Source organism: Archangium sp., from assembly GCF_057119385.1.
Genome location: NZ_DBNGVP010000157.1, coordinates 21,306 through 35,859 on the forward strand (window position 1 = coordinate 21,306; position 14,554 = coordinate 35,859).

Below are 14,554 nucleotides of genomic sequence, written 5' to 3' on the forward strand. Positions count from 1 at the left end.
TCTCCAGGGCGAGAGAGAAGCAAGCCCGCCGGAGCCGGGGCGGTTCCTCGGGCCGAGCCTGCCCTGGCCGCCCTCCCGGCGGGCGGCCCTCCCCGGGCGGAGGAGGGCACCGTTGGAGCCCCGACCGAGGTCAGCACTCCCGGCCCGGGACTTGCGAAGGAGCCACCGTGGACGGAGGCATGGATGGGCATTCGCGCAGGGGTGTTGGGGGCGGGACTGGTGGTGGTTTCATTGCTCTCGGTGGGTTGCGCTGACCGGACCCGGACAGTCGAGCCACCCGGGAAGCAGGAGCCCGGTTCACCAGATGGAAACGAAGTTCCCTCGAACGACCCTCCCGTTCCCTCCGAGGATGCCGGTACTCCCCCAGAGCCCTCACCGGAGGGGGATGCGGGGACGCCGCCCGATGCGGGTGAGCCGGACCCGGTGCCACCCGCGCCACCGGATGCGGGTCCCTGGCCGGCGGAAGCGGTGCTCGACTACTCGAATTCGTTCGGTGCCGGTAAACCCCAGAGCGTTGGGCTCGATGAGGGGCTGAACCTCTGGCTGCTCGATGGCAACCGCATTGGCGTGCTGCGTCCGGGCGACACGGCACCGGCGTGGACCACGGGCGTGGGTCAGGCGCGCCAGCCGTTCGGTTCGGATTCGCTCGCGGTCGGCTCGACGGTCATCTGCGGGGGTGAGGCCGGGCGCGCGTACGTGGGGTATCGCGCGCGGGAGATGCAGCGGGCGCCGGGAATCTCGCAGCGCACGTACATCCCCGGACCGGGCGAGCCGAACTACTCGCCCGAGCGCTACGCCGAGTACCAGAAGGGAGACCTCGACGCGGTCCGCCTCCAGCCGGATGGGAGCGTGGTGCTCGAGGAGCACATCTGGCGCACCACGGGCTCGTCGAACAAGGGCAAGCAGATCGGCATCCACAACACCAATGACTTCCACTACGAGGAGGATCGCAGCGTCCTCAACTGCGCCCGTGTGACGCGTGGCCCGTACCGCGGCGACCTCTACATCACGACGAACCACGGGGTGACCCGCATCCAGGGGCTCACGTACAACAGCCACCGTCATCCGGGCTGGTACCTCGTCACCACGAATCCGGATGGCTCGAAGGACGAGTCGCTCCAGTGCCCGCCGATGCATGGACTGGGAATCGCGCCGAACGGAGACGTCCTCGTGGCCAACGAGCAGATGCTCGGCGTGCTGATTCCGAGCAGCAAGCTGGAGGAGTGGGACCGCGAGTACACCTGGACGGGTCCCACGCCCTGGCGGTTCAAGGGCTTCAACGATGCGCTCAACGGCCAGGCCACCGATGACTTCTGGCGCGCCTTCGAGCAGACGGCCTCGGGCCGCTACTACCTGGGGAGCGCGGAGTACGGCGTCTGGGCGATGACGCCGAAGTCCCGCTCCGCGGGCAACTGGACGCGGGTCAGCGGACTGCCGACGAACCGGATCCTCTCGCTCAAAGCGACGGATGATGGGGCGCTCTACATCGGCACGGATGGCGGGGGCCTGTGGCGGCTGGAGGCGGACGGCACGATGCTGACCCAGGTGACGCAGGTGTCCGGCCGGCGCGTGCTGCAGCTCGTCTACGAGCCCACCGTGACGCCGAGCATGCTGCTCGTCCTGACCGAGCAGGGACTGACGGTGCTCCGGGGTCCGTAGGGGGGCGCTCCCTCTCCCTCAGGGCTGAGGATGGGGTTCACCCAAAGCACATGATCAAGATGGAGCAGGGTGCAGCCAACCTCACCGTCGCCACCCTGGTAGCCGCGTCCGTGGCCTACAAGGTGCCGCTACGTGAACTGTTCCCCGAGGAAGCGAAGGAGCCCTGACCCAGCGGGCAGACAGGCCAAGTAGACGGGTTCGCACAGCGGGGGAACCAGTCAGGACGGGTTAGTGGCGGCCAGCTCGTCACGCCCTGTCCCCGGCTGGCATTCCCTGGTTGGCTGGCCTAGCCTTTGAGGCATGGAAAGCCTGAATTTTACCCCGCGCCTCTGGGTGGTCGTCCTGGTGGGTGGGCTCGTGTCGGGCTGTGCAGCGGCTATCGCATGCCGACCGGGAGACTCCACGGTGGACTGCTGCATAAAGAAGTACCCGCTGAGCCCGCTAGAGAACTGCACCGCCAGCCGCTCGGACGTGCTCCGAGTTTTGAGGGAAATAGCGGAGGTGAGCGATGTTGTCGCGAACATCAACGAGGACTTCAATCCGGACGACTACGTTGATTCTGATGAGTTCGCCAACAACAAAGACCTGCCGGAGTGGAAACAGCGGTGCATCAAATTTTACGTTGCGTGCACTGAGCGGCGCTGGACAGGCAACTGTTACGATTGCATCCGCTACTGTGAGGGCCAGCGAAAGTGGCCCAAGGACAGGTGCCACCCTCCCGGTGAAGGCAATTAACCATGTCAGCCAAAATTGATTGGAATCTCATTCGCAATCTAGCCCAGCGAGTGCTTGAGGGTGGCGAGCCGCTGGAACTGACGGAAGGCACGCGGGCACTCCTGCTCAGGACTGCTCAGGAGGTAGGCATCAGCCAGCCGGACGCCGAGGATGCCCTACGTAGCGTGACCACGGCCAGCACGTTGCTAGAGGAGGTCGTGCGGCGCATTGATGATGGCGCTGACCGGCTCGATGATGCACGCCTTGCGATGTATGACCTTCGGGATCAGGGGGACCTGGAGGGGGCCTGCAAGCAAATGCGCGACGTGCTCGCCGTAGAGATTGTTCCTGTGTACCGCAAGCGGGCCGAAGGTATGCTTGAGGAAATGACCCAACTTGCGGAAGTGGCCGCAACCGGGCGCGTGAGTGCGAGCCTACCCGACCGGGACCAACTCGCCGTTCTTGAACGTCGCATCCAGCAGGGACACGCACTGGAACTTGCCGAGGAACTGTGCGCCCTCCTACGCCGGACCGCCCCCACGGCTGGAATCATCGAGGCCGAGACGGAAGAGGCTCTAAAGAGCCCGGGAGGAGCCGAGGCCCTTATGCGGATGATTCTCTCTCGCTTCCGGGAGGGCAAGAAGCGAATCACCCGCGCACTGTTCCGGATGACGAGCCTCCGGGACGCTGGGAATCTCGACGGTGCGCGCCAGCAGATGCGCGACGTGCTGGCCGTGGAGGTCGTGCCGCTATACCGCGAGATGGCCGAGGAGCAGCTAAGGGGCCTCGAGGGTCCTCCCCCGGAGTCGTGACCGCTCGGGGCTGGACGCGGGGGGAATTATCGCTTGAGTGCCTAACAGCCGTTGGAAGGTGAGTCATGCCACAACTTAATCGTTTTAGGGATTGAACTCTTTCTTGGGGCCCCCGGCGCCTCATGGGCATTTTCCCTGGGGGTCATGAGCATTTCCCGAGTGCTTCGGGGGGAGGTCCACCGGAAGGAGCGGGCACGCAAACTCACCCCCCAGGAAGTCCAAGACCTACGCTACTTGGCGCGGGCGGGCACCTTCACCCAAGAGGACTTGTCCGCGCGGTTCGGCATCTCCCAGGGCGAGGTGTCGCGCATCGTGAACGGGGAGCTTTACGCCCACGTACCGCCCGCCACGAAGGAACAGGAGCAGGCCGCCCGGAAGAAGGCGAGGGACGAGTGGATTGAGCGCGAATACGCCAGGATGATGGCGAGCATCCCGCTTGAGGACGACAGGCCCCCCAGGATGTAGGAAGGTCCGTTGCAGCCCCCCAACACCGGCCAGCAGCAGACCGGACCGGGGGGCCTTCACAGAGAGTGCACAGCGATGCGTTGGCCCGATTCGCTACAACACCCGCCAAGCTACAGATTCACTACACGAACAATTCGCAATAGGGCCTAACCTCTCGGAATCACAGGCCCTTTCAACAAAGCTCATCGTACCCCTCTCCCAGCGGGAGAGGGGACATGCACGGTTTCGTAGTGGGCGAGCCGTGGCCCTCGGGTCTGGCGGCGGTAGTGGAACGTGAAGCCGGGCCAGTTGTTTGTGTTCCTGCCCTCGGCCGTCTTGTACCAACTGTGGCAGCCGGCGGCCCACACGGAGCGCTCGAGGCCGCGCTGCAGCCGGACGTTGAAGTCCCGCTGCGCGTCCGGGCGCACGTCGAGGAAGCGCAGGTCGCGCTCGCGCAGCACGCGCAGGCACGCGAGCACGTAGCGCACCTGGCTCTCCAGCATGAAGACGATGGAGTTGTGGCCGAGGTTGGTGTTGGGGCCGTAGAGCAGGAAGAGGTTGGGGAAGCCGGAGACGGTGAGGCCCAGGTACGCCTCGGCGCCCTCGCGCCAGGCCTCGTTCAGTTCCCGGCCGCCGCGGCCCGTGATGCGCATGGGCGCCAGGAAGTCCGTGGCCTGGAAGCCGGTGCCGTGGATGAGCGCATCCACCTCGCGCTCCTTCCCGTCCACGGTGATGAGGCCGTGGGGCGTCACCTCGCGGATACCCTCGGTGACGACCTCCACGTTGGGCCGGGTGAGCGCCGGGTAGTAGTCATTGGAGAGCAGGACGCGCTTGCAGCCGATGGGGTCGGTGGGCGTGAGGGCCTGGCGCAGCTTCGGGTCCGGCACGCAGCGCTCCAGGTGTCTGTGGAAGCGGCGCTCGAGAATCCCGCGCACCCAGGCGGGGCCCTCGAAGACGAGGACGCGCGACTCGTGGTTCCAGTACGTCCACCACCGGCTGCCCGTCTGTGACACGGGAAGCCGGGAGAAGAGTGCCCGCTCGAACCACCCGTAGGCGCGGTCCGGCTTGGGCAGCACGTAGGGGGCGGAGCGCTGGTACAGGAAGAGCCGCTTCACCCGTGGGGCGATCTGGGGCACGAACTGGATGGCGCTGGCCCCCGTTCCGATGACCGCCACCGTCTTGCCCTCGAGCGCGTAGCCGTGATCCCACCGGGCGGAGTGGAACTGGGTGCCCTGGAAACGCTCCAGCCCCGGGAGCCTGGGCCAGGCGGGGCGGTTGAGCTGCCCGCAGGCCGAGACCAGCACCCGGGCCTCGAGCTCGCGTCCATCCGCGAGGTGGATGCGCCAGAGGCCCGCCGCCTCGTCGAACTCCGCGCCGGTGACCTCGGTGTTCAGGTGGAGGTGACGGCGGAGGCCGTATTTCCCGGCGCAGTGGCGCAGATAGTCGAGGATCTCCGCCTGGGGCGCGAAGCGCCGGGACCAGTCCGTCTTGCGCTCGAAGGAGAAGGAGTACAGGTGCGAGGGGACGTCGCAGGCGGCGCCCGGGTACGTGTTGTCGCGCCAGCAGCCCCCGACGTCATGCTCCTTCTCGAGCAGGACGAAGTCCTCGAGTCCCGTGTGCCGGAGCCGGATGGCCATGCACAGGCCTCCGAAGCCACTCCCGATGATGGCGACCTCCACCCTCCGAGGGAGTGGAGTCAGCGGGTCTTCTCGCGCCACGACATGCTCCTCGACGTCCGAGGTCATCCTGGCACGGTTTTCCGGCGGCTCCATTCCGCGGGCCTCGATTTTTCGAGACCCCTTCTTCGTTCATGCCGCCTCCAACTCCTCGGAATCCCGAGTGCACGGCGGGGCGCGCATCCCCTGGCACACGCATGGCAATTCGTGTTTCCACCATGAGTGTCCTCACCTTGAAGAAGCCCTCGTTTCACTCCCCGTCCGGCATGTGGCGGGGAGGCGCCCTGTTCACCGCCGCGCTGTGCCTGCTCCTGGTGGGCAGCGGCTGCGGCCCGGCGACCTACGATGAGCTCGAACCGGGAGATCACGTCAGCCTGCTCTTCCCGCCCGAAGGGTGCGAGGTGGTGAAGAGCTGCGGGGGCCTCGTCCGGATGAATTGCCAGGTGGAGGTGGACGGCCCCTCCTTCTACGTGGAGCGGCTCACCGGCCGGATCGTGGCGAGCTGCGGCACTGCCTGCTTTGGGGTGGAGCCCAGAGCCGAGGAGGGCCGCTGCGCGTGTCCTCCGAAGGCGTGGACCTGTCAGTAGGGGGTCAGCGCAACGCCGCCTGGAGGTTCTCGACGGGCAGCCCCGCGCTCCTGCCCAGGTCCACGTATGTCTTCATCATCAAGCGCATCTGCTCTCCGACCTTGGTGAAGTGGACGCGCAGGTACGCCTCCAGGTCGAAGGGCATGAGGTGGGAGGCCACGGGCAGGAGCAGCTTGAACAGCGCGGGGCGCAGCAGCGGCAGCACGGCGGAGGCGCTCCCCTTCGTGTGCGCGGCCGCGACCTGGACCGCCTCGCGCGCGGCCCGGTGGACGCGCTCCAGCGAGTCGTGTTGGAGGAAGCGCTCGAAGCTCCAGCCCGCCGCTTCCAAACCATTCACGAAGACGGTCAGCACCGCCGAGGGAATCGCCACGTCGCGCGCCACGTCCTGGCTGGCCCGGGCTGGATATCCTCCGGCTCGCAGTGTGCGGACGACCTGCTGGAGGCGCTCGGGCGGTCCGCTGAACGGGCCCCGGGTCATCGGAGGCATCCAGAACGCCATGCCCGGCTTGGGAAACCGCTCTCCGGGCTTCAGCGGCGCGTGGAAGCTGAGGAAGGGAATCATGCTGGAGACGAGCCGCTCCGCCGGAATCCATTGCAGCAGCCAGTCGCGGTCATCGAGCGACGGCTGGAGCATGACCCAGGTGGCGTCTCCCGTGGCCCGGGCGAGCTCGCCCACCCAGCTCCCGGCCCGCATCGCCGTGGAGGAGACGCAGAGCCAGACCTGGTCCCATCGCCGTGCCGCGACCTCCTCGTTCGAGACGAGGACGCCGAAGCCGGAGAACGCCACCGGCTCGGGGTCCTTCTCGAGCATGCCCAGCTCGTAGAGGGTGAAGCCGCGCCGCGCCTCGTCCGCGTACTTCTCCTTCACGAGGAAGGAGAGCTCGCAGCCCGCCGCCTGGAGATACTTCCCGAACACCTGGCCAACGGCTCCCGCACCGACCAGCAGCACCCGAGGGGTCTCGTTCATGGCGTGACTCCTACCATCCCGGCCGGGGCGTCCGCCCCTTCATCGGAGGGGCCGGGCTGCGGGGTTCCATCAGGCGGGTGCATCCCACCGGGAGGCTCGTGTCGCATTCCTTCAAGCGGCCGCGCCGCCTGCTCTCTATCTTCTCCGTGGCAGTCACGAACGAGGTCGACAGGACATGTCGAGCAAGAAACCAATCGGTGGAACGCTCGCGATCGAAGTCGAGATGCGCGCCGAGGCGGCCGCGAGCATCAAGGCGCTCGGACAGCGGATCGAACGGCAGCTCACCGAGTTGCAGCAGCTCGGGCAGCAGGTGCGGGCCATGGCGCCCAGCCCCGCGCGAGACCGGAAGCTGGCCGAGTACGACGAGAAGCGCCGCGATGCCGAGTACCGCAAGTGGACGCTCATCGTGCAGCGCGAGGCGATGGGGCTCTTCAACCACGACGACGTGGAGGAGATCTACCGCGTCCCGCCCAGGCTGAGCTGAGCGCGCCGTTCCGCGAGCCACGTGGCTATGCGCCTGGAGGCCTGCCCGGATGCGAGGCGTAGCGCTGGCGCACGAGGTGGGCCTGGACGTGATGACCGGCCTTCTGCGGCCAGTCCGCCGCCCGCCGCATGCCCTCGGCCAGGTGGGAGCAGAAGAAGTACGGCGTCTTCGCCAGCCAGCGTCAGGGCCCCGCGTCCTTCCGGGCGGGCTCGCCCTGGGCGCCCATCACCTCGCGCAGCAGCGAGTCATCCACCAGGCCCGACAAGTCCGCGCTGGGGATGAAGCCGAGCTGCCGCGCGTGCTCGGCGGCCTGCTGCAACGGGCCCGGCTCCACCTCCAGCGCGGGCCGCAGCCGGGAGAAGGCGTCCTTCAGCACGGGCTCGGAGATGGGGTGGCCGGTCACCTTGCCGAAGGCCTCGTTGACGCGCGAGACGAAGACATCGGGCTGCTGCTGCCACTGGCGCGTGAGCTCCACGTGGGCGCGCAGCAGTTGTTTGAGCTGCTCGGGCCGCTCCTCGAGCGTCTTCCGGGTGGTGACGAGCACCGTGGTGTGGAAGCGCCGCTCCGGCCACAGGTCGCGCTCGTCCACGAGGATGTGGCCGCCGCCCTCGGCGATCATTCGGGCGCCCCACGGCTCGGGCACCCAGGCCCCTTCGATCTTTCCGTTCATGAAGAGGCCGAGGATGTCTGGATTGGACAGCGGGGTGACGGTGACGTCCTGGCCCACCTTCATGCCCTGCTGGCCCAGCCAGTGCCGCAGCGCGATGTCCTGGGTGTTGCCGAGCTGGGGGGTGGCCAGCGTCTTGCCCTTGAGCTCGGCCGGGGTGCGCGCCGTCTTCGTCACCAGCACCGCGCCGTTGTCGGCCGCCGCGGCGATGATGCGCAGCTCCCGCCCGCCCTTGAGGAAGGTGTTGATGGCGGGCCCCGTGCCCACGTACGAGACGTCCAGCGAGCCGGCGCTGAGCGCCTCCATGGCGGCCGGTCCGGCGTTGAACATCTTCATCTGGATGCCGGGGACGGCCTGCTGGAAGGCGCCCGAGGCATTGCCCACCAGGGCCTGGCCGTGGGTGATGTTGGGGAAGAAGCCCATGCGCAACGGCCGCTGCTCCTTCACGCCCTGCTTCGCCGAGCCCTCCCCCGGCTGCTCCTTCTTGCACCCGCTCGCCGCCAGACACAGGGCGGTGAGGCCCACCACGAGGAACCCGAGACGCATATGCCACCGAGGGTGGGGCGGGCCGGGGTCCGCCGCACATGGACCGGGGTACGAGGCTTCTGTCAGCCCGGCGCCAATCCCCAGCGGCGGCGCACGCGCAGCTCCACCGTCTGGAAGAGCACGCGGTCGATGACGGTGCCCACGGCGATGATGCAGACCATGACGGCCATCACCTGGGGAATCTCCATCAGCTCGCGGCCCATGGTGAGCAGCTGGCCCAGGCCGCCGGACACGTAGAGCAGCTCGCCGGCCATGAGGGCCCTCCAGGCGAAGCTCCACCCCAGCTTGAGCCCGGTGACGATGCCGGGCAGCGCCGCGGGCAGCAGCACGCCCCCGTAGAAGCGCGCCCCGCGGATGCCGTACGTGGAGGACACGCGCAACAGCAGGGGATCCACGTGCATGACGCCGTCCTCCACCGCGATGGCGATGGCCAGCACCGAGCCCATCACCACCACGAAGATGATGGACGTCTCGGTGAGGCCGAACCACAGCAGCGCCAGGGGCAGCCAGCAGATGGAGGGGAGCGCCTGCAGGCCCACCACCAGCGGGCGCAGCAGCCGCCGCACCAGCTTCACCCGTGCCATGAGGACGCCCAGCGGCACGCCGATGAGCACGGAGAGGCCGTAGCCCTGCGCGAGCCGTCCCATGGAGCGCGTGATGCCGTCCCACAGCCGGCCATCGCGCGCCATGGCGACGAGGCTCTCAGTGACGGCCCTCGGGCCCGGGAACAGGTGGTGCGGCCACGGGCCGAACCGGGCCAGCAGCTCCCAGACCGCCAGGAGTCCCGCGAGGAACAGCAGCTTCTGTCCCAGGTGCCACGCCTTCATGGTGTGTCCCTCGTTCTTCCCGGGCGCCGGTGCCGGGCGCGCTCATGGACTCGCTCTCGCGGAGCATGGAGCGGATCTGCCGCGCCAGCCCCACCAGTGCCACGTCATCGGGGCCTCGGGGCATGGGCAGCCGCACCTCGAGGTCCCTCAGGATGCGGCCGGGCCGCGGTGCCATCACCACCACCCGGTTGGCCAGCACCAGCGCCTCCGTCACGTCGTGCGTGACGAAGACGATCGTCTTGCGCGTCTCCAGCCAGACGCGCTGCAGCAACTCGTGCATGTGCAGCCGCGTCTGCGCGTCCAGCGAGCCGAAGGGCTCGTCCATCAGCAGCACCGGCGAGTCCACCGCCAGCGCCCGGGCGAGCGCCGTGCGCATCTTCATGCCGCCCGACAGCTCGTGCGGCATCGCGTCCTCGAAGCCCTCCAGCTGCACGTAGCGGATGAAGCGGCGCGCGCGCTCGGAGCGCTCGGCCCTGGACAGGCCCCGGGCGGCGAGCACGAACTCGATGTTCTGCCGCACCGACAGCCAGGGGAAGAGCGCCGCCTCCTGGAACATGAGCAGCCGGTCCGGCCCCGGTCCGGTGATGGGCTTGCCGTCGATGCGCACCTGCCCGCCCGTGGGCGAAATCTGTCCCGCCAGCGCGTACAGCAGGGTGGACTTGCCGCAGCCCGAGGGCCCCAGCAGACACACGAACTCGCCGGAGCGGATGTTGAGGTTGACGTCCTGGAGCGCCACCACCTTGTTGGCGTACTGGTGCTCCACGCGCTTGACGGCGATTTTGGCCGACTCCTCGCCAACGAGGGCGGGGACGAGCGTGTCCTTGACGGTCTCCTTCACCTCCCGCACGCGCCGGAAGAGCGAGCGCCAGATGCGGGAGAGGCGCCCTGGGCGGGGAGTGGCCTTCGGCGGGGGAGCGGACGGGGAGGTCGGGTCGGCGAGGCGCATCACACGGTCGTAACGGAGTTTGCGCAGCTCGCAACTGGAGCGGCGGGGTTCATAGACGAGGCAGTGGTCGATAGGACGGGAATACACATGCAACGAGATGGCGAAGCCGCTGCGCGGGCCGGTGCGCACCGAGTGCAGCGCCGCCTCGGGGGTGCGGTGATCCATGGCGCCGGGCAGCAGCGTGCGGCGGGGCCCCATGCGCTCGACGAGCGCGTAGCCGGGCTCCTGCCCGCCCGCCACCAGGTGGTAGTCGGCGACCTCCAGCTCGCCCGCGACGGTCATCAGGAAACACTCCTGGCCGTCGTGCCCGTGGATGGGGGCGCGGGCGTCGCGGCCCCAGCCGAGCACGAGCACCTCCAGGTCCTCGTCCCGGTACACGAGCGTGCGGGTGTAGCGCCCCTCCTGGAGGAGGGCGAAGGGCTCCACGGCGCGCCGGTGCAGCTGGCCCTGCCGGAGCACCTCCTCGAGGCCCTGGGCCCCGTTCCGGGCGTTGGCTCCCCGGAGACGCAGGATGAACTGCCTCAGGGAGAGAGCAGCGTCCATCGCCTGCCATCCGGTCGGTGGGCTGCGTTCCATTGTCGCTCTCCTTCCGCCCTTTCATCGGACCTCAGGACGGGTGAGGCTCGATGAAGGTGGGGATGACACCTTCAACAGCCAAGGTGGAGCGGGCCGCCGGGGAGGGGCCCGGTTCGGGCCTGGGGGAAGAGGGGCGGTTGCCTGCCTGTCTGCCTTTCCCAGGAAACGTGGCGGGGGGAGTCCCGGTCAAAGCGCCAATCCCTGTTTCCTGGGTTCGCTTGTGCACGAATTCTGTGACACCTTCACCCCGCGCGACGGCAGGACGGGAGCACCCTGGCGGGGGATGCCGGGCCCGGCTTGTGGAGGAGACGGTTCGTGATGCAGCAAGTGGGCAAGTACCAGTTGGTTCGCAAGCTCGCCACGGGTGGCATGGCCGAGGTGTTCCTCGCCAAGGCCGCCGGTCCCATGGGCTTCGAGAAGACGCTGGTGCTCAAGCGCATCCTGCCGCACCTGGCCGAGGAGACCGCCTTCGTGGAGATGTTCCTCTCCGAGGCGAAGCTGGCCGCCCAGCTCACCCACCCGAACATCGTGCAGATCTTCGATTTCGGTGAGTCCGAGGGGACGTACTTCCTGGCCATGGAGTACATCGACGGGCCCAGCCTGCGCACGCTCATCAAGCGCGCCTCGGCGCAAGGCATGGAGCTGCCGCTCGCGGTGTGCGCGCGGCTCGTCGCGAATGCGTGCGAGGGTCTGGCCTTCGCCCATGACTTCGCCGATCCGGAGACAGGAGAGGCGCAGGGGCTCATCCACCGTGACATCAGCCCGGACAACATCCTGTTGTCGAAGCAGGGGGCGGTGAAGGTGGTGGACTTCGGCATCGCCAAGGCGGCGGGGCAGGCCCACAAGACCGCGAGCGGTGTCATCAAGGGCAAGCTCGCGTACATGCCGCCCGAGCAGGTCCGCGCCGAGTCCCTGGATCGGCGGGTGGACGTGTACGCGCTCGGCGTCGTGCTCTACGAGCTGCTCACGGGCCACAAGCCGTACGAGGCGGAGTCCGATGTGGGCCTGATGCGGGCCATCCTCTTCCAATCGCTGATGCCCGCGGTGCAGTTCCGGCCGGAGCTGCCGGACTCCATGCGGCGCATCATGGGCCGGGCGCTCGCCAAGGACCGCGAGCAGCGTTACCCGGACTGCCACGCGCTCCAGTCGGACCTGGAGGAATTCATCCTCTCGGTGGGCAGGCCCGTGACGACGCAGCAGGTGGCCCAGCTCATCGCGCAGGTGGCCGCCAGCACCGAGATGTCCACGTCGCAGCCGGGCGTACCGCGGGCTGAGGCGACGCACTCGGTCACTCCCGTGCATACGCCGCCGCCTCCCGATGACAGGACGGAGGTGGAGGCATACGCGGCGCCCCGGACGGTGCCATTGCGCCAGCCCGCGCCCGTGAAGGAGGTGCCGGCTGCCGAGGCACCCAGGACGGTGCAGGTGCGCAAGCCGCAGCCCGGGGAGGCGGAGGTTGCGGAATTCGCGGCGCCCCAGACGGTGCAGGTGCGCAAGCCGCAGTCTGTGAAGGAGGACGCGCCCGAGGCAAACTCCGAGCGCCCGACGGCCCCGGACATCCGTCCCCTGCCGCCCGTGAGACGGCCCTCCATGGAGGTGATCTCGGCGGAGAGGAAGCCCGACATGCCCCCGCGGGGAGGCAGGTGGAGGGCTCTGCTCACGGCGAGTGCGCTCATCGTGGCGGGAGTGGGACTCGTGCTGTTTCCGGTGGCTTCCTCCATGCGAGAGCTCCAGGAGCGACCGCCATCCCCGGCGCCGCAGGCGTCTGCCCTTGTGATGCCGTCTTCGAGCGCGGCTGACGCCAAGGAAGCGCCTCCGGCGGAACAGCCCCACTCCGCGTCTTCCTCGTCGTCCACAGGCAGTCCCGGAACTCAGCCCCAGGAGGAGCGGGATGTTGCCGCCGCCGCCGAGCCTCAGGATGCGGGGGTTGCGCAGGCTGTTGCCCCATCCGAACCGGAGACTGCTCCGCAGATGGCCGCCCCGCTTCAGGCAAAGGGACAGGTTGCCAGGTCAGACGCTTCCAAGAGCGATCGCCCTTCGAACGAGGGGGGAATCGTGAAGTCCACGCCGCGTGCCAAGGCGCCGGCCCCCAAACTCGCCAAAGGGCTCGTCGAGTTTCGGATCCGACCCTACGCCACCGTCTTCTTGAGTGGGCGGGAATTGGGTGACACGCCACTGGATCCCGTGGAATTGCTGGCGGGGAACTACACCGTGAAGCTCGTCAACAAGGACATCCCGAAGACGGTGACCCTGAGCATCCGAGTAGTGGCGGGGGATATCACCGTCGTCCGGCACAACTTCCTCCAGGAGTGAGGCGCACGGGAGCGCCGTGCCTCACTCAGGGAAGCGCTGATTCATTGGGCCAACTGCCGTTGTAGCCATGCCTTGAGGGCTTGCGCGGCTTGCTGCAGTTCCTCATGGGTGCGAGTTGCCCGGATCTCCTGGCCAATCTTGGAGAGTTCCCGGAGGGGAGCGAGTTGGGAGGGCGACGTCGTGAGGAATGCAGCCTGAATGCTGCGGAACCGCTGAAGGAGAAGTTCGCAGCCAGCGCTGACAACAGGCTGGCACCCGGAGGTATCCAGGTTCGCGTCATCGAGGGCTTCGTCCGCTAGTAAGGTGCGCAAGGACTTCAGACGCTCGGATTCCAGACGCTCGGCTTCTAGACGCAAAGCCTCCAGACGCTCGGATTCCAGACGCTCGGATTCCAGACGCAAGGCCTCCTGACGCGCAGCCTCCCGACGCTCGGCCTCCTGACGCTCGGCCTCCTGACGCGCAGCCTCCCGACGCGCGGTCTCCTGACGCAAGGCCTCCTGGCGCGCGGCCTCCTGGCGCGCGGCCTCCCGGCGCGCGGCCTCCTGGCGCTCGGCCTCCAACCCATCCTTATAAATGAAATCACGAGCGAACTGGTCGATCTCCTGGCTGATGAGCGTCCGCTCATGGCTGGTTGTTGCGTCCTCCATTCGGATCATCAATTCCACCCACCGCTCCACGGCGAGCCCTTGGAATCGAGTCTTCAAACACAACTCATGCTTCATAATGGCAAGCCGCCCCAACTGATGCTCCTTCACCTGACGGCTCGACACGAGCGCTGGCTTTGGCCCACAGTTGGGGGCAACTGGTTCCGTCTTCTTCTGCTCTACTTTCGGGGCGTTCGGAGCAGGGGGCGTGGGAACAGCCTTCACTTCAGTCTCGGTTTCCGGGGCTGTTGACGCCCTGCGTTCCACGCGTGACGGCGCTGCTTTGTCTGAGGGTTGCGCGAACCGCTTTTCCTCTCGCTTTCCCTCGACAGGTTCGATTGCTGGCGAGGCGGTGAGATCCTCCTGTTTCTGCTCGGCCTTGCTCGACGGGTTCTCCGTTGCGCGAGGTGGGAGGCGGGACTCCAACTCTTGCTTCACCTGCTTGCGCACGGACTCGAGGAGGGTCTCGATCTTAGGCGCTGGAAATAAATAAAGATGCCAAGTTCTGTGATTGGAAGTTGAGGAGACCGCTGAATGAAGGCGGACAAATTATTCATTTCCAGCGCCTTAGTACTACAGTTGGACTTCCAAAACAGATTGAGAACCGTCGCGCTGGCCGGGGGCAATAGAGGAACCGCACCTTGAGGCAGGCAGACCTCGTCATTCATAGGAGTAACGGCGTCGCCCCTGGC

Annotated in this window: 13 protein-coding genes and 1 pseudogene; 7 read left to right on the forward strand and 7 right to left on the reverse strand. The window is 67.6% G+C overall.

Annotated features, from left to right (window positions below; translation table 11 throughout):
* Nucleotides 1–183 precede the first annotated feature (183 nt).
* The 4 genes from AC16DP_RS38205 (at nucleotide 184) to AC16DP_RS38220 (ending at nucleotide 3,650) form a co-directional block, all read left to right on the forward strand.
* Nucleotides 184–1,659, forward strand: a complete 1,476-nt coding sequence (locus AC16DP_RS38205; RefSeq protein WP_483956951.1) for a hypothetical protein — start codon at nucleotides 184–186, stop codon at nucleotides 1,657–1,659.
* A 300-nt stretch (nucleotides 1,660–1,959) separates the two neighbouring features.
* Nucleotides 1,960–2,394, forward strand: a complete 435-nt coding sequence (locus AC16DP_RS38210) for a hypothetical protein (RefSeq protein WP_329726856.1) — start codon at nucleotides 1,960–1,962, stop codon at nucleotides 2,392–2,394.
* Between the two features lie 2 nt (nucleotides 2,395–2,396).
* The gene (locus AC16DP_RS38215) at nucleotides 2,397–3,185 is read left to right on the forward strand and encodes a DUSAM domain-containing protein (protein ID WP_329726857.1); all 789 of its coding nucleotides are present in this window, start codon (nucleotides 2,397–2,399) and stop codon (nucleotides 3,183–3,185) included.
* Between the two features lie 144 nt (nucleotides 3,186–3,329).
* Entirely contained in the window at nucleotides 3,330–3,650 is a 321-nt protein-coding gene (locus tag AC16DP_RS38220; RefSeq protein ID WP_329726858.1) for a MarR family transcriptional regulator, read from the forward strand.
* Between the two features lie 182 nt (nucleotides 3,651–3,832).
* On the opposite strand, the gene AC16DP_RS38225 is transcribed toward AC16DP_RS38220, so the two are convergent.
* Nucleotides 3,833–5,347 carry a flavin-containing monooxygenase gene (locus tag AC16DP_RS38225; RefSeq protein ID WP_329726859.1) on the reverse strand — a complete coding sequence of 505 codons (1,515 nt, stop codon included), beginning with the start codon at nucleotides 5,345–5,347 and terminating at the stop codon, nucleotides 3,833–3,835.
* Nucleotides 5,348–5,523: 176 nt separating this feature from the next.
* Between AC16DP_RS38225 and AC16DP_RS38230 the strand changes: the two genes are divergently transcribed.
* Nucleotides 5,524–5,892, forward strand: coding sequence for a hypothetical protein (locus AC16DP_RS38230; RefSeq protein ID WP_329726860.1), 369 nt, complete (start codon nucleotides 5,524–5,526; stop codon nucleotides 5,890–5,892).
* Between the two features lie 4 nt (nucleotides 5,893–5,896).
* Here AC16DP_RS38230 and AC16DP_RS38235 read toward each other — a convergent pair whose 3' ends face one another.
* Nucleotides 5,897–6,859 (reverse strand): ketopantoate reductase family protein, encoded by a 963-nt coding sequence (locus tag AC16DP_RS38235; protein ID WP_329726861.1) that lies wholly within the window; start codon nucleotides 6,857–6,859, stop codon nucleotides 5,897–5,899.
* 175 nt (nucleotides 6,860–7,034) lie between these two features.
* On the opposite strand from AC16DP_RS38235, the gene AC16DP_RS38240 reads away from it, so the two are divergent.
* Nucleotides 7,035–7,343, forward strand: a complete 309-nt coding sequence (locus tag AC16DP_RS38240; protein WP_329726862.1) for a hypothetical protein — start codon at nucleotides 7,035–7,037, stop codon at nucleotides 7,341–7,343.
* Nucleotides 7,344–7,524: 181 nt separating this feature from the next.
* On the opposite strand, the gene AC16DP_RS38245 is transcribed toward AC16DP_RS38240, so the two are convergent.
* The 4 genes and pseudogenes from AC16DP_RS38245 to AC16DP_RS38260 form a co-directional block, all read right to left on the reverse strand.
* On the reverse strand, nucleotides 7,525–8,556 hold the full coding sequence (locus AC16DP_RS38245; RefSeq protein WP_329726863.1) for an ABC transporter substrate-binding protein: 1,032 nt from the start codon (nucleotides 8,554–8,556) through the stop codon (nucleotides 7,525–7,527).
* Between the two features lie 62 nt (nucleotides 8,557–8,618).
* Nucleotides 8,619–9,353 (reverse strand): ABC transporter permease, encoded by a 735-nt coding sequence (locus tag AC16DP_RS38250; protein WP_329726866.1) that lies wholly within the window; start codon nucleotides 9,351–9,353, stop codon nucleotides 8,619–8,621.
* Nucleotides 9,259–10,254 (reverse strand): ABC transporter ATP-binding protein, encoded by a 996-nt coding sequence (locus tag AC16DP_RS38255; protein ID WP_414640680.1) that lies wholly within the window; start codon nucleotides 10,252–10,254, stop codon nucleotides 9,259–9,261. The genes AC16DP_RS38250 and AC16DP_RS38255 overlap by 95 nt, the downstream gene beginning before the upstream one ends.
* 135 nt (nucleotides 10,255–10,389) lie before the next feature.
* Nucleotides 10,390–10,905 (reverse strand): annotated as a pseudogene (locus AC16DP_RS38260) (cysteine dioxygenase); the annotation flags it as partial.
* Nucleotides 10,906–11,223: 318 nt separating this feature from the next.
* On the opposite strand from AC16DP_RS38260, the gene AC16DP_RS38265 reads away from it, so the two are divergent.
* Nucleotides 11,224–13,218 carry a serine/threonine protein kinase gene (locus tag AC16DP_RS38265; protein WP_329726867.1) on the forward strand — a complete coding sequence of 665 codons (1,995 nt, stop codon included), beginning with the start codon at nucleotides 11,224–11,226 and terminating at the stop codon, nucleotides 13,216–13,218.
* Between the two features lie 41 nt (nucleotides 13,219–13,259).
* Here the strand turns inward: AC16DP_RS38265 and AC16DP_RS38270 are convergent, their stop codons facing one another.
* Nucleotides 13,260–14,312 carry a hypothetical protein gene (locus AC16DP_RS38270; RefSeq protein WP_329726865.1) on the reverse strand — a complete coding sequence of 351 codons (1,053 nt, stop codon included), beginning with the start codon at nucleotides 14,310–14,312 and terminating at the stop codon, nucleotides 13,260–13,262.
* Between the last annotated feature and the right edge of the window lie 242 nt (nucleotides 14,313–14,554).

Excerpts from the sequence above, each read along its gene's own strand:
- AC16DP_RS38205 (WP_483956951.1), top strand. The coding sequence starts at position 184 with ATGGGCATTCGCGCAGGGGTGTTGGGGGCGGGACTGGTGGTGGTTTCA.
- AC16DP_RS38210 (WP_329726856.1), top strand. The coding sequence starts at position 1,960 with ATGGAAAGCCTGAATTTTACCCCGCGCCTCTGGGTGGTCGTCCTGGTG.
- AC16DP_RS38215 (WP_329726857.1), top strand. The coding sequence starts at position 2,397 with ATGTCAGCCAAAATTGATTGGAATCTCATTCGCAATCTAGCCCAGCGA.
- AC16DP_RS38220 (WP_329726858.1), top strand. The coding sequence starts at position 3,330 with ATGAGCATTTCCCGAGTGCTTCGGGGGGAGGTCCACCGGAAGGAGCGG.
- AC16DP_RS38230 (WP_329726860.1), top strand. The coding sequence starts at position 5,524 with ATGAGTGTCCTCACCTTGAAGAAGCCCTCGTTTCACTCCCCGTCCGGC.
- AC16DP_RS38235 (WP_329726861.1), bottom strand. The coding sequence starts at position 6,859 with ATGAACGAGACCCCTCGGGTGCTGCTGGTCGGTGCGGGAGCCGTTGGC.
- AC16DP_RS38240 (WP_329726862.1), top strand. The coding sequence starts at position 7,035 with ATGTCGAGCAAGAAACCAATCGGTGGAACGCTCGCGATCGAAGTCGAG.
- AC16DP_RS38245 (WP_329726863.1), bottom strand. The coding sequence starts at position 8,556 with ATGCGTCTCGGGTTCCTCGTGGTGGGCCTCACCGCCCTGTGTCTGGCG.
- AC16DP_RS38265 (WP_329726867.1), top strand. The coding sequence starts at position 11,224 with ATGCAGCAAGTGGGCAAGTACCAGTTGGTTCGCAAGCTCGCCACGGGT.